We start from the raw sequence: 19404 nt of genomic DNA, 5'->3' as shown, positions 1-19404 counted from the left end.
CGTGGGCGCACGGGCGCGACCGGGTCGCCGTCGTAGGCTCGAAGCGTCATGCAACGCCTTCTCGTCGCGCTTCTCGCCGCCCTCGACGCCGCCATCGCCGCGGCGGTCGGTCTGGCGGCGCTGCTCGCGCCGCTGACGCTGCTGTGGGTGCTCGCCTTCGGACTGTCCGCCGACTGGGGTGCGCTCTGGCCGGTGAGCGGCACGCTCTGGCAGTTCGCCCACGGCGTGCCGCTCGAGGTGGTGCTGCCGCCGCAGCTGCTGTCGAACCTCGCGATCCCGGCGGATGCCGCCCGCTTCGGCCTTTCGGTGCCCCCGCTCGCCATCCTGCTGTTCACCCTGCTGTTCGCCGCGCGCTCCGGCAGACGTGCGGCGTCGTCAGGAGCCTGGACGGTCGGCGTCGCGGGCGGCACGGTGGCCTTCACCGCGATCTCGGTGCTGGTCGCCCTCACCGCCCGCTCCGACCTGCTGCGCGATGCGCTCTGGGCGGCGATCGTCGTTCCCGCGGCCGTCTACGCCGCCGGGCTGCTGGCCGGCGCCGTCCGGCACGCCTGGTCGGAGGGCGACGGCGGCATCGTCGACCGGGTGCACGACATCGTCGACGGATGGGGCGAGTGGGCGCCCGTGCCTGCGGAGTCCGTGCGCGGTGCGGCGGTGGTCGTCACGGCCCTCGCCGGATGCGGAGCGGTCGGCGTGGCCGTCATGACGCTGCTGCGTGGCGGAGAGGTCATCGCCCTCTTCGAGGCCGCGCGCGTCGACGCGCTCGGCGCCACCATGCTCACCCTCGGGCATCTCGCCTACCTGCCGACCTTCGTCGTGTGGTCGGTCAGCTGGCTCGCCGGCCCCGGCTTCGCGCTGGGTGCCGGCACCGCGGTGTCGCCGGCGGGCACGCAGCTGGGTGTCGTGCCCGGCATCCCTGTGCTCGGGCTCGTTCCCGAGAACGCCACCATCTGGATGCTGGTCTCGGTGCTGGTGCCGGTCGCCGCCGGTGCGCTGGCCGGCTGGATGATCCGCTCCAAGCTGGTGTGGGAGGGGCAGGGTGACGCCCTCTGGCCGCGCGCGGTCATCGTCGGCGGTGTCGCCGCGTTGTCGGCCGGCGTGGCAGCGATGGCCGCTGTCCTCGTCTCGGGATCCATCGGGCCGGGTCGCCTCGCCGAGGCGGGGCCGGCGCCGGGGCCGCTCGCCCTCGCGATCGGGATCGAGGTGCTGATCGGCTGCGGCATCCTGATGCTCGCCCCGCGCCATCGCGACGAGCTCGCCGAGGAGCGCACCGACCGCTGGCGCGCCGAGATGGCCGCGCTCGACGACTGACCGGCCCCACGCCGGTGCGTCTCGGACGGCGCACGCGCGCCGGTAGACTGGCTCGGTGCTGACGCTCGCCGTTCTCATCTCCGGTACCGGCTCCAACCTGCGAGCCCTGCTCGAGGCCGCCAGCCACAGCGATTTCCCCGCGCGCGTCGTCGTCGTGGGAGCCGACCGCGACGCCCCGGGGCTCGCCCACGCCGAGGAGTTCGGCATCCCGACCTTCACCGTGCCGTTCCACATGCACGAGAGCCGGGAGCACTGGGGCGAGGAGGTGGCACGTCAGCTCGACGTGTGGAGCCCGGACCTCATCGTGCTCAGCGGCCTGATGCGTCTGCTGCCGGCATCCGTCGTCACCCGCTACTCACCCCGCATCGTGAACACCCACCCCGCCTACCTGCCGGAGTTCCCCGGAGCGCACGGCGTCCGCGACGCGCTCGCCGCGGGCGTCACCGAGACCGGTGCCAGCGTGATCGTCGTCGACGACGGCGTCGACAGCGGACCCATCCTCGCTCAGGAGCGCATCCCGGTGCTTCCCGGCGACACCGAGCACAGCCTGCACGAGCGCATCAAGCCGGTCGAGCGCCGCCTGCTCATCGACGTCGTGCGCCGCATCGCCACCGGCGATCTCGTGCTCGCCCCCTGACCCCTCCCCACGAACGCCCGAACGAAGGAGCATCCCCATGGCCGGCCCTCGCCTGGACCCCTCGCTGTACCGCGACCGCGATCTCGTTCCGATCCGCCGCGCACTCGTCTCGGTGAGCGACAAGACCGGCCTGCTCGAGCTCGCGGCCGCCCTCGCCGACGCCGGCGTGGAGATCGTCTCCACCGGCTCCACCGCGGCCACGATCCGCGAGTCGGGCCACGAGGTCACCGACGTGGCCGCCGTCACCGGCGTGGCCGAGATGCTCGACGGGCGGGTCAAGACCCTGCACCCGAAGATCCACGGCGGCCTGCTCGCCGATCTGCGGCTCGAAGACCACGAGCGTCAGCTCGGCGAGCTCGACATCGAGCCGTTCGAACTCGTCGTGGTCAACCTCTACCCGTTCGTCGAGACCGTCGCCTCCGGCGCCGAGCCCGATGCGGTCGTCGAGCAGATCGACATCGGCGGCCCCGCGATGGTGCGCGCCGCCGCGAAGAACCATGCCAACGTCGCGATCGTCGTCTCACCGGAGTCGTATCCCGCGGTCATCGAGGCGGTCGCCGAAGGCGGCACGACCCTCACGCAGCGCCGCGAGCTCGCGGCACGGGCGTTCTCGCACACCGCGACGTACGACTCCGCGGTCGCGCAGTGGTTCGCCGAGGGCACGCTCGCCGACAGCGGCCATCTTCCGGCGCACCTGACCATCAAGGCCGAGCGCCTGGCCACGCTGCGCTACGGCGAGAACTCGCACCAGCGCGGCGCGATCTACACCCGCGCGGGCGGGCACGGCATCGCACAGGCCACGCAGCTGCAGGGCAAGGAGATGTCGTACAACAACTACGTCGACGCGGATGCCGCGCTGCGCGCCGCGTACGACATGGTGCTGCCGGCGGTGGCGATCATCAAGCACGCCAACCCGTGCGGCATCGCGACCACCGCCCCGAACGCCCTCGACCCGATCGCCAGCGCGCACCTGCGCGCGCACGAGTGCGACCCGGTGTCGGCATACGGCGGAGTGATCGCGGCGAACGGCACCGTCACGCTGAAGATGGCCGAGAACCTGAAGGACATCTTCACCGAGGTGATCGTCGCGCCCGACTTCGAGCCCGCGGCCCTCGCCGTCTTCAAGGCGAAGAAGAACCTGCGCCTGCTGAAGCTGCCCGTCGACTGGCAGCAGGAGCGCATGGACGTGCGCCTGGTCTCGGGCGGCCTGCTGCTGCAGGACGCCGACCGGTTCCCCGACGACATCGTCTCGGTGGCCAAGAACTGGGAACTCGTCTCGGGTGAGCGTCCCGACGACGCCGAGATGGAGAACCTCATCTTCGCGTGGAAGGCGTGCCGCGCGGTGAAGTCCAACGCCATCGTGCTCGCCAAGGGCAACGCGACCGTCGGTGTCGGCATGGGACAGGTGAACCGGGTCGACTCGTGCCGCCTCGCCGTGGAGCGGGCGGGCGATCGGGCAGCGGGCTCGGTCGCCGCATCCGACGCGTTCTTCCCGTTCGCCGACGGACCGCAGGTGCTCATCGACGCCGGCATCACGGCGATCGTGCAGCCCGGCGGGTCGGTGCGCGATGAGGAGGTCGTGGATGCGGCGCGCAAGGCCGGCGTGACGATGTTCTTCACCGGCGAGCGTCACTTCTTCCACTGATCCCCACGCGCCCCTCGGCACAGCGCTTCGCGCGCTCGACCCCGCACCTGTCACACTTTTCAGCGAATGGCACGTTGATCGGTGTGACAGTTGCTGAAAAGTGTGACGGTCGTGGGGGTGGGGGGCGCATGGCTGCCTGGGGAGGGCGATCGGGCAGCGGGGCACTGCGATGTCCGATTTCCGCCAGCTGGTGGGTTTCGGACGTGACAGAGTGGAGGCATGAACGCACCGACGATGACCTTCGATGAGCGGTACCGCGCCATCAGCGCGCGCGACACCCGCTTCGACGGCCAGTTCGTGACCGCGGTGCGCTCGACGGGGATCTACTGCCGGCCCAGCTGTCCGGCACGCACCCCCAAGCCGGTGAACGTCACGTTCTATCCGACCAGCGCCGCCGCGCACGAGGCCGGATACCGGGCATGCAAGCGCTGCCTGCCCGAGGCGGCGCCCGGGTCGCCGGACTGGGATGTGCGCGGCGACCTCGCCGCCCGCGCGATGCGCCTCATCGCCGACGGCGTCGTGGAGCGCGAGGGTGTCACCGGGCTCGCACAGCGACTCGGCTACTCGTCACGCCACCTCACCCGGCTGCTGGTCACCGAGCTCGGCGCGGGACCGCTCGCCCTGTCGCGCGCGCATCGTGCGCACACGGCCCGGATGCTGCTCGTCGGCACCGACCTGCCCATCGCCGATGTGGCGTTCTCGGCCGGCTTCGCCAGCATCCGCCAGTTCAACGACACCATCCGCGAGGTCTTCGATCTGGCACCGGGCGCGCTGCGCGCGCGCCGGCACTCCGCACGGGGTGACGTCGCGCAGGCGCCTGGGGCGATCGACCTGGTGCTGCCGCACCGAGATCCGATCGACACCGACGGGCTGTTCGCCTGGATGGCCGCGCGGGCGATCGCCGGCACGGAGCAGGCGGGGGAGCGCACCTTCGCCCGGCATCTTCGTCTCGATGGCGGGCCGGCGTGGTTCGAGCTGCGGCGCAGCGACGACGGCCGCATCCGGCTGCGGGCCCGCCTGACCAGGCTGGGCGACCTCTCACCGCTGGTCGCGCGCACCCGCCGGCTCTTCGACCTCGACGCCGATCCGCTCGCCGTCGACGAGGCGCTCGCCGCCCACCCCGAACTCGCCCCCCTGGTGGCGCGGGTGCCGGGCATCCGCGTGCCGGGCGCAGTCGACCCGCACGAGATGCTGATCCGCGCCATGATCGGCCAGCAGATCACCGTCGTCGCCGCCCGCACCGCGCTCACCGCCCTCACCGAGGCCCTCGGCGAGCGTGTCGGCGAGGGCCTCACCTCCGGCACGCTCTTCCCCACGATGACGGCCATCGCGGAGCGCGGGTCCGAGGTGCTGCGTGGTCCGGCAGCACGCATCCGTGCCGTCACCGGAGCCGCCGCAGCGCTCGCCGACGGCTCTCTGCGGCTGGGTGTCGGCGACGATGCGGCGACGCAGCGCGCCGCGCTGCTCGCCATGCCCGGTATCGGGCCCTGGACGGCCGATTACGTGCGGATGCGGGTCATCGGCGATCCCGATGTGCTGCTGCCGGGAGACGTCGCCATGCGCGCCGGAGCGGCGGCGGCCGGCATCCCGAGTGACCCCGCGGGCATCACCCGATGGGCCGCCCGCACCGCCCCCTGGCGCAGCTACCTCACCGCGCACCTGTGGCGCGCGGCACCGGTGCGCCCCGCCCGGCGCGCGGTGGCCACGACCGTAACCGAGAAGGAATCCACATGAACGCTCTCATCCAGACCATCGACACCCCCGACGGCGCCCTCACCATCCTCGCCGACAGTGACCAGCGGGTGCTGGCTTCAGGCTGGACCGCCGACCATGACACGATCCTCGCCCGCGTGCATCCGTCGCTGCGGCCGTCGGCCGTGCATGACGGAGACACGGATGCCGCCGCGGCCGCATCCGCGTACTACGCCGGCGATCTGTCGGCGATCGACGCCGTCACGGTGCACCAGGTCGGCACCGGGCTACAGCACGCCGGCTGGGAGGCGCTGCGCCGGATCGCGCCGGGACGGCCGCTGACGTACAGCGAGTTCGCCATCGCGCTCGGCAGCCCGCGGGCGGTGCGCGCGGCGGCTTCCATCTGCGCGCGCAACGCGCCGGCGCTGTTCGTGCCCTGCCATCGTGTGCTGCGGTCCGACGGCACTCTCGGCGGCTTCGCCTGGGGACTCGACGTGAAGCAGAGCCTGCTGGCACGGGAGGCGGCCGCCTTCGCGCCGGCCGCCTGATCCCGCCCGACGGCACCCGCCGACACCCCCACCCGCCGCCGTGCGGGTGGGGGTGCCGCCCGTCGGCTCGACTGCCGACAGCAGAAAGCCGGAATTCCTCTTGCCCTCAGCGGGTTCATAGCAATAGGCTCAAAGGCTGTCGCGCCGACCGGCCGACCAAGCCGAGCCCGAGGAGGACACCATGATCTCGACAGTCCCGACGTTCATCGCCCTCGGCTCGCGCGCGCCTCTCCTGCGCGATTAGACAGCGCGGAGCGCGCATCGTTCGCGCCCGCCGCCCGATCTCGGAGGCCCACGGCCTCCGACTCCTTCTTCGTCGTCCGCTCATCACGCCTGAGAGTCATGTCTGCCACGCAATCCTCGTCGTCCCTGTCCACCTTCGCCGCGCTGTGGCGACTGAAGCCCTTCGTCCGCCCCGTCGTCGGACGTCTCGTCGGCGGTGCGCTCAGCGCGCTCGGCGCGGCCGTCATCGCCCTGATGATCCCGATCGTGCTCGAACAGCTCGTGGCCGGCCCGCTGAAGTCGGGTGTGGTGGGGCTGATCGTCGCCGGCGCGCTCGCCGTGTTCGCGCTGGCGCTCGGCGAGGCCGCCATGGTGTGGCTGCGCCGCTGGTTCGTGCTGACTCCGGCGACCGAGGTCGAGTTCCAGATGCGCTCGCAGCTCTACTCGCGGCTGCAGTCGCTGCCGGTGGCTTTCCACGACCGCTGGCAGTCCGGTCAGCTGCTCAGCCGCATGATGCAGGACATCGGCCTCATCCGGCGCTGGCTGGCGTTCGGCCTGATCCTGCTCGTGGTGAACATCCTGACGATCATCATCGGCGCGGTGCTGCTGTTCCAGTGGCACTGGCTGCTGGGCGTGATCTTCCTCGTCACCGGCATCCCGATGTGGATCCAGGGGTACCTGTTCGAGAAGCGCTACGGCACGCTCGCCCGGCGCAGCCAGGATCAGGCGGGCGACCTCGCCACGAGTGTCGAGGAGAGCGTGCACGGCATCCGCGTGCTCAAGGCGTTCGGCCGGGGCAAGCACGCCCTCGGCCGATTCAGCCGTCAGGCCGAGACGCTGCGCGAGACCGAGCTCAGCAAGGCACGCGCCATCGCCGAGATCTGGTTCTGGCTCGACCTGATGCCTCAGATCGCGTTCGGGCTCAGCCTGATCTCGGGCATCTGGCTGATCTGGCAGGGTGCCATCGAACTGCCCCAGCTGTTCGCCTTCTTCGCGATGGCGACCGTGCTGCGCTGGCCGATCGAGTCGATCGGGTTCCTGTTCTCGTTCATGCTGGACGCCCGCACCGCCACCGACCGCGTGTTCGAGATCTTCGAGGCGACGAACACCATCACTGATCCCGAGACCCCGGTGCGGATCGACGAGCCGCGCGGTGAGCTCGCCTTCGAGGGCGCGCACTTCCGCTATCAGGATGCCGGTGCGTCGGAGCGTGACCTGCTCGACGGCATCGACCTGGTGCTGCGTCCGGGCGAGACGATGGCGCTGGTCGGGCTGACCGGATCGGGCAAGACCACCCTCACGACCCTGCCCGCGCGCCTGTACGACGTCACCGGCGGCCGCGTCACGCTCGACGGCGTCGACGTGCGCGACCTGGAGCTCTCCGAACTGCGCCGGCACGTCGCGATGGCCTTCGAGGACGCCACGCTCTTCTCGGCATCCGTGCGCGAGAACGTGCTGCTCGGCCGGGCCGACCTCGACATCCACAGTGACGAGGCCGAGCGCGTGCTGCGCGAGGCGCTCGACGTGGCGCAGGCCGGCTTCACCGAATCGCTGCCGGAGGGTGTCGAGACGATCATCGGCGAGGAGGGGCTGAGCCTCTCGGGCGGCCAGCGGCAGCGCCTCGCGCTCGCCCGCGCCGTCGCCGCGAACCCTCGGGTGCTCGTGCTCGACGATCCGCTGTCGGCGCTCGACGTCGACACCGAGGCGCTCGTCGAGGAAGCCCTGCGCCACGTGCTGGCCGACACCACGGCCCTGATCGTGGCGCATCGTCCGTCGACGGTCGCGCTGGCCGACCGGGTCGCGCTGCTGGAGAGAGGCCGCGTCACCGCCGTCGGCACGCACAGCGAGCTGCTGCGCAGCAGCAGGCACTACCGACACGTGATCTCCAGCCTCGAGGCCGAGGAGGCCGCGCGCACCGGCGCGATCCCGGTCATCACCGACGCGGTCGCCGAAGCGCATGCCGCGGCAGAGGCGGAGGCCGCCTTCACCGAAGCAGGAGCCGACGAGGAAGAGGAGGTGCAGGCATGACCATCATCGGCACTCAGGGCGAGGACCGCTCGAACTACACCAAGGAGGAGAGCCGCGCCATCCGCCAGCGATCGCTGCGGCTGCTCGGGTCGCTCATCGAACCGCTGCGGCTGCGGATCGTCATCGCGGCCGTCGTGCTCGTCGTCTCGACCGCACTGCAGGTGGCCGGGCCCATCCTGATCGGCATCGGACTCGACCGGGCCCTGCCCGTGCTGCTCGAGGACAGCGACTGGATGCCCGCGTTCATGATCACCACGATCTTCCTGATCGCCGGCATCAGCGCGGCCGCGCTCATCGGCCTGTACGTCGTGCTCGCCGCCCGCATCACCCAGGCGGTGCTGCTCGATCTACGCAAGCGCATCTTCCTGCACACCCAGCGCCTCAGCCTCGAGTTCCACGAGTCGTACACGTCGGGCCGCATCATCTCGCGCCAGACCAGCGACCTTGACTCGATCCGCGAACTGCTGGATGGGGGACTGAACAACCTCGTCTCCGGCGTGCTGTTCGGCCTGTTCACCTTCATCGCGCTCGCGATCGCCGACTGGCAGTCCGGCATCATCCTCGCGCTGGCCGGTGTGCCGCTGGTGCTGCTGATGCGGTGGTTCTACCGGCGTTCGCAGCTGGTCTACCGCGAATCACGGGTGATCAGCGCGAAGGTGATCGTGCAGTTCGTCGAGACGATGACCGGCATCCGCGCCGTGAAGTCGTTCCGCAAGGAACCGCGCAACGACGCGACCTTCCGCAAGGTCGCCGGCGACTACCGTGACGTCAACCGGCGCTCGATGGTGCTGTTCGGCACCTTCGAACCCGGGCTGATGGGTGTCGCGGCGCTCACGCTGGCACTCGTGGTGCTGTGGGGCGGCATCCGGGTGTCCGACGGTGCCCTCGGGGTCGGCGTGCTGCTGTCGACGGTGCTGTACGTGCGCAACTTCTTCGCGCCGATGCAGGAGATCGCGATGTTCCTGAACTCCTACCAGTCCGCCACGGCGGCGCTGGAGAAGGTGTCGGGCGTCCTCGAAGAGCAGCCGACCGTGCCCGACCCCGAGAAGCCGGTCGACCTGTGGGAGTCGCGCGGGGCGATCCGCTTCGACGAGGTCACCTTCGGGTACAACGGCGAGAAGACGATCCTGCCGAACTTCTCACTCGACATCCCCGCAGGCCAGACGATCGCGCTGGTCGGCACCACCGGCGCCGGCAAGTCGACGCTCGCGAAGCTCGTGTCGCGCTTCTACGACCCGACCGAGGGCACGGTCACGCTCGACGGCGTGGATCTGCGGATGCTGCATCCCAAGGATCTGCGCCGGGCGATCGTGATGGTGACGCAGGAGGCGTACCTGTTCAGCGGCACGGTGGCCGACAACATCGCGCTGGGCAAGCCCGATGCCACCCTCGACGAGATCAGGGCGGCCGCGCGGGCGGTCGGCGCCGACGAGTTCATCTCGTCGCTGCCCGACGGGTACAACACCGACGTCAACAAGCGCGGCGGCCGGGTGTCGGCGGGACAGCGTCAGCTGATCTCGTTCGCCCGCGCCTTCCTCGCCGACCCGGCGGTGCTGATCCTCGACGAGGCGACCGCGTCGCTCGACATCCCATCCGAGCGCCTCATCCAGGAGGCGCTGCAGACCCTGCTCGCCGACCGCACGGCGATCATCATCGCGCACCGCCTGTCGACGGTCGCGATCGCCGATCGCGTGCTGGTGATGGAGCACGGTCGGATCATCGAGGACGACACTCCTGACGCGCTCATCGGCGGAACGGGCAAGTTCGCCCAGCTGCATGCGGCGTGGCAGGAAACGCTCGTCTGACGCCCGGCATCCGGGAGGACGTGCCCGCGGAACGACCCGAGCGGTCGGCACCGCGCGGCACGTTCTTCTGTTCCCGGGTGGCTGCCGCATGGTTAGGTGGAAGGTGTGGATCAGATCTGGGCGGCCGCAGCCGAGCTGTGGTGGATCGCCCCCGCCGCGGGCGGTGCGGGAGCGATCGGCATCGCCGCGCTCCGGAGGCGTGCCGTGGTGAGCGGCAAGCGGCTCGGCTACGAGGCTGCGCGCCTCGAGCTGCGTCGCGCCCAGCAGGACGCCAGGGCCGCGGTCGACGCCGTGCGGGTCGCTCGGGCGGAGGTGGCGCGCGTGGTTGCCGAGCGGGCGGCGTCGAGAGCGGATGCCGGAGCGGTCGCCGCCGCGCGTCGCACCCTGCACGATCTGCAGCTGCAGTCGAAGGCCGCGGCCGCCAGGGTGAAGGCCGAACGGGCACGCCTGTCCGCCGAGCGCACCGCACTGACTGCCGGCGGCGAGCTGCCGCTCGACCGGCTCCGCTCGCGCCATGACGCTGTGCTGGCCCGGTGGATGGAGTACGAGACCGATCCGGCGAAGCTGCTGGCCTTCCCCGCGATGAGCGACGGACGCCATCCTGCGACATCGGCATTCCTCGCCGCGCTGCAGACGGCGCGCGAGCTGCGGCCGAGGGCGGATGCGGCGCGATTCACGGCATCCGAGTTCGCGGCCTATCGCGACGCCGTCGAGAAGCTGGAGCGCGCCTTCGACATCGCCGAGCGCGCCGTGCGCGGCGAGCCGCACCAGCCGGAGATGCCCGAGGCGCTGCGGGATGCCGCGCGCACCTTCATGGTGCGCACCACCGAGGTGCTGAACCGCACCACCGACATGCTCAGCGCGTGGAGCGATCGCGGACGCTCCGACGACCGCTCGGGTGACGAGACGCGCGACCAGCGCTGACCCGGCCTCGGACCGGCCCGGCGCACCGACGATATCAGGCGCGCCGCCGCACTTCCGGTGCCAGGTGCAATCCGCGGCTCATCGCGGCAGCCAGGGTTCGCTCGACGTGATCCCAGTCGTAGATCACCTGTGCGTAGGAGTAGCGCAGCACGGTGTACCCGCGCATCCGCAGTTCGGCGTCGTGAGCGAGATCGCGCGTGCGGTCAGCGGATGAGGAGTGGTGAGCCCAGCCGTCGATCTGCACGATCAGATGCGTGCCGATGAGGAAATCGACATCGTGTCCGGCGAGGCGCACCTGACATCGCAGCCTCACTCCCCAGCCACTCAGCCGCACATGGAAGACGGTCTCGAGTGAGGAGCCGGTTCCCGGGCGCACATGCTCCAGGCAGCGCATCGCGGAGGCGCTGCGCCATGGCACGCGGCGGAGCGAATCGAGCGAGATCGCTTCGACGCGAAGCGCCGACTCCCAGATCGCGACCGCTTGGTCCAGGGCGAAGCACTGCGCAGCATCCGCCAGCGCATCCTCGACCGAGGCCTCGAGGATGCGCGGCCGCGACGGTGCGAGCGGTTTCGACCAGTGCGCGTGGATACCCTCGGCGCGAACGGCGCCGTTCGCCGGAAGATGAAGGTGGAGCAGCCCGTCGGCATCCGGGGGAACCCACCAACCGCGCCGACGAGCGAGCGAGACGCACGTCAGCGCGCCACCCGACTCAGCGGCACCGACGAGCTCAGGCGCCGCGGAATCGAGCGCGATCCACTTCGCGCGGATGCGGCGCACGACGCCGGCGCGAATCGCAGCACGGACACGCGACGGGCCGTAACCGGCATCCGCGGCGTCCTCCCGGTGACCGATGCCGCGTCGCTCGCGCAGCCAGGAGAGCAGGCTCATCCCGCCAGCATCCGGGATGCAGGCAGCGGTCGGCGCCGAGAATGCGCGATCTGTGGAACGACCTCGCGGGATGTCGGTTGTGCAGGGCGAACGGCCGCGCAACTTTGAAGGATGGATGCAACTCTGAAGGATGCGGCATGCCACTGCATCCTTCAGAAGTGCATGCATCCTGAAAACGTGGGGGCGGCGGCCGGCGCGAAGCGGGCAGCGCATCGGCCGTCGGCTCGACCAGCGGCGACGGAGCCCCGGTGGGGGAGGGGATCCGGGACCCCGCCGCCGGTCTACGATGTGACTCGGATCGTGGCGACGACCTCGGCGTACTCGGTCTCGCCGACCGGTTCGAAGCCGACGCGTCGGAAGAACGCCTCGGGTCCGTCTGCGCCGGCCTCATAGATCACGTTCACGTGATCGACGCCGCGTGCGCGGGCCTCGTCGATCAGGGCGTTCACGGCGAAGCGGCCGATGCCGCGACGCTGATCGTCGGCATCGACGTTGATCCGCCACAGGACGTTGTGGAAGTGCTCGTCCGGCGTGTCCGCGCCGAAGCTCGCGCTGACGAAGCCGACGACCTCGTCGCCGTCGAGCACGACGCGCTGCCAGGAGGTCTGCGGGTTCACCGCGGTCGCGGCGATGCCGTAGGAGACCGGCGCGAGGAACTGCTCCTGCCCGGGCTTGAGCGACAGATTGTTGACGGCGACGATGGTCGCCGCAGAGAGTTCTTCCACGCGCAGTTCCGACATGGTCCCAGGCTAAACCCTCCGCGACGATCCGTGGCCGAAACAAGTCTCGGGTATCTTGGTATCGAGATAAACAGCCCTCGCGAACGGAGTTCCGGTGACCGACGACGCCATCATCTACACCTATACAGACGAGGCGCCGGCACTGGCGACCGCCTCCTTCCTGCCGATCATCAAGGCCTACACGGGTCAGGCGGGCATCGAGGTCGAGCTCCGCGACATCTCCCTGGCAGGCCGCATCCTCGCCGCCTTCCCGCAGAAGCTCACCCCCGAGCAGCAGGTCGGCGACGCGCTGGCCGAGCTCGGCGGGCTCGCCACGCTTCCCGAGGCGAACATCATCAAGCTGCCGAACATCTCGGCGTCCATTCCGCAGCTGAAGGCCGCCATCGCCGAGCTGCGGCAGCAGGGCTACGACATCCCGGAGTACCCGGATGAGCCGCAGTCCCTCGAGGAGAAGGACGTCCGCGCGCGCTACGACCGCATCAAGGGCTCTGCGGTCAACCCCGTGCTGCGCGAGGGCAACAGCGACCGCCGCGCGCCGCTCGCGGTGAAGAACTACGCCAAGAAGCACCCGCACCGCAACAAGCCGTTCGCCGAGGGCTCCAAGACGCGGGTCGCCACCATGGGCCACGACGACTTCAAGCACAACGAGCGCTCCTGGGTGGCCGCCCACGACGACGTGCTCACCTTCCGTCACACCGCGACCGACGGCACCGTCACGGTGCTGAAGGACGGCCTGAAGGTGCTGCCGCGCGAGATCGTCGACGCCACCTTCCTGTCGGCGAAGAACCTCGACGCCTTCCTCGCCGAGACGCTCGAAGCGGCGAAGGCCGACGAGGTGCTGTACTCGGTGCACCTCAAGGCCACGATGATGAAGGTCAGCGACCCGATCATCTTCGGTCACGTGGTGAAGGCGTTCTTCGCTGACGTCTTCGCCCGGTACGGCGACACGCTCGCCGAAGCGGGACTCAGCGCCAACGACGGCCTCGGGTCGATCCTTTCGGGGCTGGCCGGGGTCGCCGGCGGTGACGAGATCGCCGCGGCGTTCGACAAGGCCATGGCCGAGGGACCGCGCCTGTCGTACGTCAACTCCGACAAGGGGATCACCAACCTGCACGTGCCCAGCGACGTGATCGTCGACGCGTCGATGCCCGCCCTGGTGCGCAACGGCGGCAAGCTGTGGGGCGCCGACGGCGGCGAGGCCGACACCATCGCCGTCATCCCCGACTCGTCGTACGCGAGCGTCTACCAGGCCGTGATCGACGACGTCATCGCGAACGGTCCGCTCGACCCCGCGGCCATCGGCACCGTGCCCAACGTGGGCCTGATGGCTCAGGCGGCCGAGGAATACGGCAGCCACGACAAGACCTTCGAGATCGCCTCGGCGGGCACCGTGCAGGTGCTCGACGGCGAGGGGACGGTGCTCATCGAGCACGAAGTCGAGGCGGGCGACATCTGGCGCGCGACCCAGACCAAGCACATCCCGGTGATGGACTGGGTCAAGCTGGCCGTCACCCGCGCTCGCGCCACCGGCGCCCCTGCCGTGTTCTGGCTCGATGCGAACCGCTCGCACGACGCGCAGATCATCGCCAAGGTGCACCAGGGACTCGCCACGCTCGACACCAAGGGGCTGACGATCACGATCCTCGCCCCCGAGGAGGCGACGCGCTACACGCTGGCTCGCATGCGTCACGGTCTCGACACCATCTCGGTGACCGGCAACGTGCTGCGCGACTACCTGACCGACCTGTTCCCGATCCTCGAGGTCGGCACCAGCGCCAAGATGCTCTCGATCGTGCCGCTGCTGGCCGGCGGCGGCCTGTTCGAGACCGGCGCGGGCGGCTCGGCGCCGAAGCACGTGCAGCAGCTCGTCGGCGAGAACTACCTGCGGTGGGACTCGCTGGGCGAGTTCTTCGCCCTCGCCGCGTCGCTCGAGCACTTCGCCGACCGTGCCGGCAACGAGAAGGCGCGCGTCCTCGCCGAGACGCTGGATGCCGCGACCGGCACCTTCCTCGAGGAAGACCGTTCGCCTGGCCGTGCGCTGGGCACGATCGACAACCGCGGCAGCCACTTCTACCTCGCCCTCTACTGGGCGCAGGAGCTGGCGAAGCAGACGAAGGACGCCGATCTGGCCGCCGCCTTCACGCCGATCGCCGAATCACTCACCGCGAAGGAGCAGCAGATCGTCGAGGAGCTGAACGCCGTGCAGGGCTCGCCGGTCGACATCGGGGGCTACTACCGGCCGGATGCCGCCAAGGTCACCGAGGCGATGCGTCCGTCGGCCACGCTCAACGGCATCGTCGACGCGATCTGATCGAACGAAGAAGGAGGGCGGATGCTGCGAAGCATCCGCCCTCCGTCGTTCATGCCGGCGCTCAGCTGTGCACCCAGACCTCCAGGCCCACGGGTGCCCAGTCGTAGATCTGCTTCGCGAGCGACGGCGGCAGGTTCACGCAGCCGTGGCTCATGCGCTGACCGAAGTTGTTGTGCCAGTACGCGCCGTGGAATGCGATGTTCGGGGCGAACCAGGTGTTCCAGGGCACGTTCTCGGTGCAGTAGGCGGCGCCCTCGAAGCATCCCATGTCCTGCATGGCGGTGTGCGCGAAGACCTTGAAGCGTCCGGTCGGAGTGGGCGTCTCCCACAGACCGGAGGAGATCGCCCACGAGTCGACGAGCTTCTCGTTCTCGTAGAGGTACACCCGCTGGCTGCCCAGGTCGGTCTCGATGCGCCGGTACAGGTCGGTGGTCTCGAACGGGGTGGTGGTCACCGGCAGCTGGAATGCGGCGTCGCCACTCTCGAGTGCGGTGGCGTAGTCGTCGGCGGTGTCGGAGGTGTCGCCGAGCACACGGCCTTCCTTGCCCGCCGTGACCTCGCGCAGCACCGTGCCCTGGGAGTCGACGATGTTGGCGGCATTGACCACCTCGCGATCGACGAGCTTCGGCAGTGTGTCGACCACGGTCTGGATCGCGGCAGGATCGGCGCTCACCGTGAGCCGGCCGTCGACGGGGGTCACCGTCAGCCACTGAGCGGCGACGTCGGGGGCGACGGGCACGGTGCGCTCGTCGCCGACGTAGAAGCCGATCTCGGCGAGCATCCCGTTGAGCTGCTCGGTCGCAGCGGTGGCCTCGTCGGCCGTGATGTCGGCCACGGCCTCCGTCGCGTCGCCGGGGAAGGTGAAGTCGAAGTCGCCTTCCTGCGTGGCCGCGGTGAAGGCCGCCTCGAGGTCGGGCACCGAGATACCCGTGCCCGACTCGTCGGCGGTCATGACGTACTTCTTCGCGGCGGCGTCGTAGGCGACCGTCGCGTCGACAGGATCGACGTAGCTGTCCGGGACGGCGGCGCGCAGCGCGCGGTCGGCCGCATCCGGGTCGAGGGCGACGTCGACGAGGACGGGCTCGCCCATCCACGCGCCGACGTTCCACAGCGGGCGATCGGCGAAGGCCTGCTCGGCCAGCGCCGACGCGTCGACGCTCGCCCCGAGATCGGCCCCGCTGACGGTGGCGCCGCCGCCTGCCCCGGTGAGCTCGATGCGCGCCGAGGCCAGATGTCCGCTGATGGCCTCGGCGGCCATGCCGGGGGTCATCCCTCCGACGGCCACCCCGGCGATCGTCGTGCCGGGGGCGATGAGCACCATCGAGGCGCCACCCGCGGCGAGTGCGAGCGCGCCGAGGCCCAGGCCGACCCACAGGCCGGTGCGGCGTCGCTTCGGTGCCGGCTCCTGAGGGGCCCACTCCATCGGACGATCGCCGTCGGCGGGAGGCGCAGCCTCGGTGGGCATCTCGGACGAGAACACGCTGAGTGCACCCGTGTCCGGTCCGGAGATCACATCAGTCACGGACTCACCCCCCAATGATCAGCGTGACGTTCTGCGTTCATGGTACGGGACGGGTGATAACGACGGGGCAACGTCCTGCGCTGCCGGGCGCGGATGGAGTAACGTTTCGGTAACCCGCGCACCACGACGGCGTCCGGCCTTGCGCAGGGCGGGTTCGTAAGGTCTACTAACAAATATGACCCCACCGGAATCCGGCCCCGGGCGTGCGACCCTCCACGCCGCCGGTCGCGCGCATTCGTTCGGTGCGGGCAGGCGGCTCCGCTCGACCGGCAAGGTGCTGCCGGAACAGGCCCGCGCGCACAATCGTGCCCTCGTGCTGCAGACCCTCTATCACCGCGGGGCGATGAGTCGCGCCGATCTCTCACGGGAGACGGGACTCACCCGCGTGACCATCTCGGATCTCGTCGCCGAGTTCATCGCCGACGAGATCGTCGCCGAGATCGGGGTGCGCGAGGCGGCGGGGCCGGGCAAGCCGGCGATCCTCGTCGACATCGATCGCGCCGGGCACCACATCATCGGGGTGGACCTCTCGGGGGCGACCGCGTTCGAGGGGGCGGTGCTCGACCTCGACGGCCGGGTGCTGGAACGCCGGTCGGTGCCGCTGCCGGACAGCGCGGATGCCGAATCCGCTTACGACGCCGCTCTGCGTCTGGCCAGGATGCTGCTCGAGGCGGCCACACGGCCGGTGCTCGGCATCGGCATCGGCACCCCCGGCGTCGTCCACGCGGACGGCATGGTGCTGAGCGCCCCGAACCTGGGCTGGACGGACTTCCCGCTGGAGGGGCGCCTGCAGCACGAGCTGCAGCTGCCGGTACTGGTGCGCAACGATGCCAACGCGGCGGTGCTCGCCGAGTACACCTTCGGTGACGCGCCCGCCGACCTGATGCTCATCCGCATCGGCCGGGGTGTCGGCGCCGGACTCATCACCGGGGGAGAGCCGCTGATGGGCGGCCGCTTCGCGGCAGGCGAGATCGGGCACGTCGTGGTCGGCACCGACCCCGGACCGGAGTGCGCCTGCGGCAGGCACGGGTGTCTGGAGGCGTGGGTCAATCTGCCGCGGATCGAGCGCGCGATCGCCGATGCGCCGGACGAGCGCGACGAGACGCTGCGTCGGGCCGGCGAACGGCTCGGCATCGGCATCGCCCAGATCGTCGCCGCGCTCGACCTGTCGGAGGTGGTGCTCTCGGGCCACCGCGCGACGCTGTCCGCCGTCTTCGTGGACGCGGCGACGCGGACGCTGCACGAGCGCACCCTCGACGGGGTGTTCGAAGACGTGATCATCCGCTTCAGCACGCAGCGCGACATCGTGCTGCGCGGCGCCGCGGTGATGGTGCTCTCCGCACAGCTGGGAGTGTCGTGAGCACGCCCGGCAGCGGTCTGCGCATCGGCCTGGACGTCGGCGGCACGAAGATCGCCGGCGTCGCACTGACCCCGCACGGTGAGATCGTCGCCCGCACGCGCCGCGCGACGGGCTGGGGCGGGCAGGCGGTCGTGCAGGGGATCGTGACGGCGGCGCAGGAGCTCGCCGCACAGGCCGGCTCCTCCGCCGGCGGCATCCGATCGGTCGGCGTGGGCATTCCAGGCCTCGTGGACGCCGATGCCGGACGAGTGCTGCACGCCGTGAACCTCGGCGTCGAATCACTCGACGTCGGACCTCGGGTGAGCGAGCAGCTGGGTGTGCCGTGCCACGTCGAGAACGATGTCAAGGCGGCGGCACTGGGCGCGGCCGCACTGCGTGGCGGCGGCGACGAGCCGATGGCCTACCTGAACATCGGCACGGGCGTCGCGGCGGGCATCGTCATCGGCGGCCGCATCTGGCGCGGCGCACGCGGAACGGCGGGTGAGGTCGGTCACCTCGTCGTCGAACCGGGCGGGCGCGTCTGCGGATGCGGACAGCGCGGATGCATCGAGACCCTCTGCGGCGGCGGGGCCATCGCGCGGGCCTGGGGGCGCGCAGCAGACCTTCCCGTCAAGGACGTGCTCGACGCGGCGGATGCCGGAGACGAGGTGGCTGCGGCGCTCCGCGCCGACATCGCCCGCGGCGTGTCCGCGGCCGTGCGCGTGCTGGTGCTGACCGCAGACGTCGAGACCGTCGTGATCGGCGGGGGTCTCACCGCGCTCGCCGATCGCCTCGAACCCCGCATCCGTCAGGCGCTGCGCGACGACGCCCGGGAATCCGCGTTCCTGCGCTCGCTGCACCTCGATGAGAGAATCGAACTGCTTCCGGCCACGTCGCCGGTCTCGGCGATCGGAGCAGCCCTTCTCGGGCCGGACTCCTCGCCGCACACACCCCTCGACAAGGAGATCATCGTTCATGGCTGAAGTCGTCATCGTGAAGAGCAAGTCCGCGGCCGGTGCGCTGGTCGCCGACGAGATCGTGGCCCTGATCGACTCCAAGCCCGACACGGTTCTGGGCCTTGCCACCGGCTCGACGCCGCTGCCGGTGTACGAGGCGCTGCGCGAGCGTCTCGCCGGCCACGACGTCTCGCGGGTGCGCGGCTTCGCGCTCGACGAGTACGTCGGCCTCGACCCCGACCACCCCGAGAGCTACCGCTCGGTGATCACCCGAGAGGTCATCGAGCCGCTGGGGCTCGATCCCGACCGCATCCGGGTGCCCAACGGCGCCGTGCAGACCATCGAGCACGCCGGCGACGACTACGAGCAGGCGATCGACGCCGCCGGGGGCGTCGACCTGCAGATCCTCGGCATCGGCACCGACGGACACATCGGCTTCAACGAGCCGGGATCCTCGTTCGCCTCCAGCACGCGCGTGAAGACGCTCACGGAGCAGACTCGCGAGGACAACGCACGCTTCTTCGAATCGATCGACGACGTGCCGCGGCACTGCATCACCCAGGGGCTCGGGACGATCCTGCGCGCCCGCCACCTGGTGCTGCTCGCGTTCGGCGAGGGCAAGGCGGATGCCGTCGCCGCGGCGGTCGAGGGCCCCGTGAGCGCGATGCTCCCGGCGTCGGCGATCCAGCTGCACCCGCACGTGACGGTCGTGCTCGACGAGGCCGCCGCGTCGAAGCTGACGCTCGCCGACTACTACCGGTACACCTTCGCGAACAAGCCGGACTGGCAGGGGATCTGACCCAGGCATCGTCGAACCGCACGCTCATCCCGCCGAGCG

15 protein-coding genes are annotated in these 19404 nt (G+C 70.6%); 12 read left to right on the top strand and 3 right to left on the bottom strand.

The window, feature by feature from the left end:
* The first annotated feature begins 48 nt into the window (after positions 1 to 48).
* From ACFWH5_RS01710 to ACFWH5_RS01675, 8 genes are all read left to right on the top strand, one after another.
* Positions 49 to 1308 (top strand): DUF6350 family protein, encoded by a 1260-nt coding sequence (locus ACFWH5_RS01710; RefSeq protein ID WP_378831060.1) that lies wholly within the window; start codon positions 49 to 51, stop codon positions 1306 to 1308.
* Between the two features lie 55 nt (positions 1309 to 1363).
* Entirely contained in the window at positions 1364 to 1945 is a 582-nt protein-coding gene (purN, locus tag ACFWH5_RS01705; RefSeq protein WP_378831058.1) for a phosphoribosylglycinamide formyltransferase, read from the top strand.
* A gap of 37 nt (positions 1946 to 1982) precedes the next feature.
* Complete coding sequence (gene purH, locus ACFWH5_RS01700) at positions 1983 to 3590, top strand: bifunctional phosphoribosylaminoimidazolecarboxamide formyltransferase/IMP cyclohydrolase (protein WP_378831055.1); 1608 nt, start codon at positions 1983 to 1985, stop codon at positions 3588 to 3590.
* A 219-nt stretch (positions 3591 to 3809) separates the two neighbouring features.
* Positions 3810 to 5324: a DNA-3-methyladenine glycosylase 2 family protein gene (locus ACFWH5_RS01695; protein ID WP_378831053.1), complete on the top strand. Its 1515-nt coding sequence runs from the start codon at positions 3810 to 3812 to the stop codon at positions 5322 to 5324.
* Positions 5321 to 5830: a methylated-DNA--[protein]-cysteine S-methyltransferase gene (locus ACFWH5_RS01690; protein WP_378831051.1), complete on the top strand. Its 510-nt coding sequence runs from the start codon at positions 5321 to 5323 to the stop codon at positions 5828 to 5830. The genes ACFWH5_RS01695 and ACFWH5_RS01690 overlap by 4 nt, the downstream gene beginning before the upstream one ends.
* 342 nt (positions 5831 to 6172) lie before the next feature.
* Positions 6173 to 8080 carry an ABC transporter ATP-binding protein gene (locus ACFWH5_RS01685; protein WP_378831049.1) on the top strand — a complete coding sequence of 636 codons (1908 nt, stop codon included), beginning with the start codon at positions 6173 to 6175 and terminating at the stop codon, positions 8078 to 8080.
* Positions 8077 to 9885 (top strand): ABC transporter ATP-binding protein, encoded by a 1809-nt coding sequence (locus ACFWH5_RS01680; RefSeq protein WP_378831047.1) that lies wholly within the window; start codon positions 8077 to 8079, stop codon positions 9883 to 9885. The genes ACFWH5_RS01685 and ACFWH5_RS01680 overlap by 4 nt, the downstream gene beginning before the upstream one ends.
* Positions 9886 to 9990: 105 nt before the next feature.
* Entirely contained in the window at positions 9991 to 10809 is an 819-nt protein-coding gene (locus ACFWH5_RS01675) for a hypothetical protein (protein WP_378831045.1), read from the top strand.
* Between the two features lie 34 nt (positions 10810 to 10843).
* On the opposite strand, the gene ACFWH5_RS01670 is transcribed toward ACFWH5_RS01675, so the two are convergent.
* Positions 10844 to 11698: an endonuclease domain-containing protein gene (locus tag ACFWH5_RS01670; RefSeq protein ID WP_378831043.1), complete on the bottom strand. Its 855-nt coding sequence runs from the start codon at positions 11696 to 11698 to the stop codon at positions 10844 to 10846.
* Positions 11699 to 11979: 281 nt separating this feature from the next.
* Positions 11980 to 12438, bottom strand: a complete 459-nt coding sequence (locus ACFWH5_RS01665) for a GNAT family N-acetyltransferase (RefSeq protein WP_378831041.1) — start codon at positions 12436 to 12438, stop codon at positions 11980 to 11982.
* A 94-nt stretch (positions 12439 to 12532) separates the two neighbouring features.
* Between ACFWH5_RS01665 and ACFWH5_RS01660 the strand changes: the two genes are divergently transcribed.
* Positions 12533 to 14749 (top strand): NADP-dependent isocitrate dehydrogenase, encoded by a 2217-nt coding sequence (locus ACFWH5_RS01660; RefSeq protein WP_378831039.1) that lies wholly within the window; start codon positions 12533 to 12535, stop codon positions 14747 to 14749.
* 61 nt (positions 14750 to 14810) lie between these two features.
* Here the strand turns inward: ACFWH5_RS01660 and ACFWH5_RS01655 are convergent, their stop codons facing one another.
* A complete protein-coding gene (locus ACFWH5_RS01655; protein ID WP_378831037.1) occupies positions 14811 to 16271 on the bottom strand; it encodes a L,D-transpeptidase family protein in 1461 nt (486 codons plus the stop codon).
* A gap of 175 nt (positions 16272 to 16446) precedes the next feature.
* Here ACFWH5_RS01655 and ACFWH5_RS01650 point away from each other — a divergent pair, with 175 nt between their 5' ends.
* Genes ACFWH5_RS01650 through nagB form a run of 3 tightly spaced genes read left to right on the top strand, consistent with a single transcriptional unit; the run spans position 16447 to position 19365 of the window.
* Positions 16447 to 17631: an ROK family protein gene (locus ACFWH5_RS01650; RefSeq protein WP_378831035.1), complete on the top strand. Its 1185-nt coding sequence runs from the start codon at positions 16447 to 16449 to the stop codon at positions 17629 to 17631.
* Positions 17628 to 18593 carry an ROK family protein gene (locus tag ACFWH5_RS01645; RefSeq protein WP_378831032.1) on the top strand — a complete coding sequence of 322 codons (966 nt, stop codon included), beginning with the start codon at positions 17628 to 17630 and terminating at the stop codon, positions 18591 to 18593. The genes ACFWH5_RS01650 and ACFWH5_RS01645 overlap by 4 nt, the downstream gene beginning before the upstream one ends.
* Positions 18586 to 19365 (top strand): glucosamine-6-phosphate deaminase, encoded by a 780-nt coding sequence (gene nagB / locus ACFWH5_RS01640; RefSeq protein WP_378831030.1) that lies wholly within the window; start codon positions 18586 to 18588, stop codon positions 19363 to 19365. Before ACFWH5_RS01645 ends, nagB begins: the two co-directional genes overlap by 8 nt.
* Positions 19366 to 19404 lie beyond the last annotated feature (39 nt).

It is taken from the genome of Microbacterium sp. NPDC058345 (genome assembly GCF_042723855.1).
GTDB lineage: Bacteria > Actinomycetota > Actinomycetes > Actinomycetales > Microbacteriaceae > Microbacterium.
This window is presented reverse-complemented; position numbering and strand designations above follow the sequence as displayed.

Coding starts and splice junctions, on each gene's coding strand:
- ACFWH5_RS01710 (WP_378831060.1), top strand. CDS start 49: ATGCAACGCCTTCTCGTCGCGCTTCTCGCCGCCCTCGACGCCGCCATC.
- purH (WP_378831055.1), top strand. CDS start 1,983: ATGGCCGGCCCTCGCCTGGACCCCTCGCTGTACCGCGACCGCGATCTC.
- ACFWH5_RS01695 (WP_378831053.1), top strand. CDS start 3,810: ATGAACGCACCGACGATGACCTTCGATGAGCGGTACCGCGCCATCAGC.
- ACFWH5_RS01690 (WP_378831051.1), top strand. CDS start 5,321: ATGAACGCTCTCATCCAGACCATCGACACCCCCGACGGCGCCCTCACC.
- ACFWH5_RS01685 (WP_378831049.1), top strand. CDS start 6,173: ATGTCTGCCACGCAATCCTCGTCGTCCCTGTCCACCTTCGCCGCGCTG.
- ACFWH5_RS01680 (WP_378831047.1), top strand. CDS start 8,077: ATGACCATCATCGGCACTCAGGGCGAGGACCGCTCGAACTACACCAAG.
- ACFWH5_RS01670 (WP_378831043.1), bottom strand. CDS start 11,698: ATGAGCCTGCTCTCCTGGCTGCGCGAGCGACGCGGCATCGGTCACCGG.
- ACFWH5_RS01665 (WP_378831041.1), bottom strand. CDS start 12,438: ATGTCGGAACTGCGCGTGGAAGAACTCTCTGCGGCGACCATCGTCGCC.
- ACFWH5_RS01650 (WP_378831035.1), top strand. CDS start 16,447: ATGACCCCACCGGAATCCGGCCCCGGGCGTGCGACCCTCCACGCCGCC.
- nagB (WP_378831030.1), top strand. CDS start 18,586: ATGGCTGAAGTCGTCATCGTGAAGAGCAAGTCCGCGGCCGGTGCGCTG.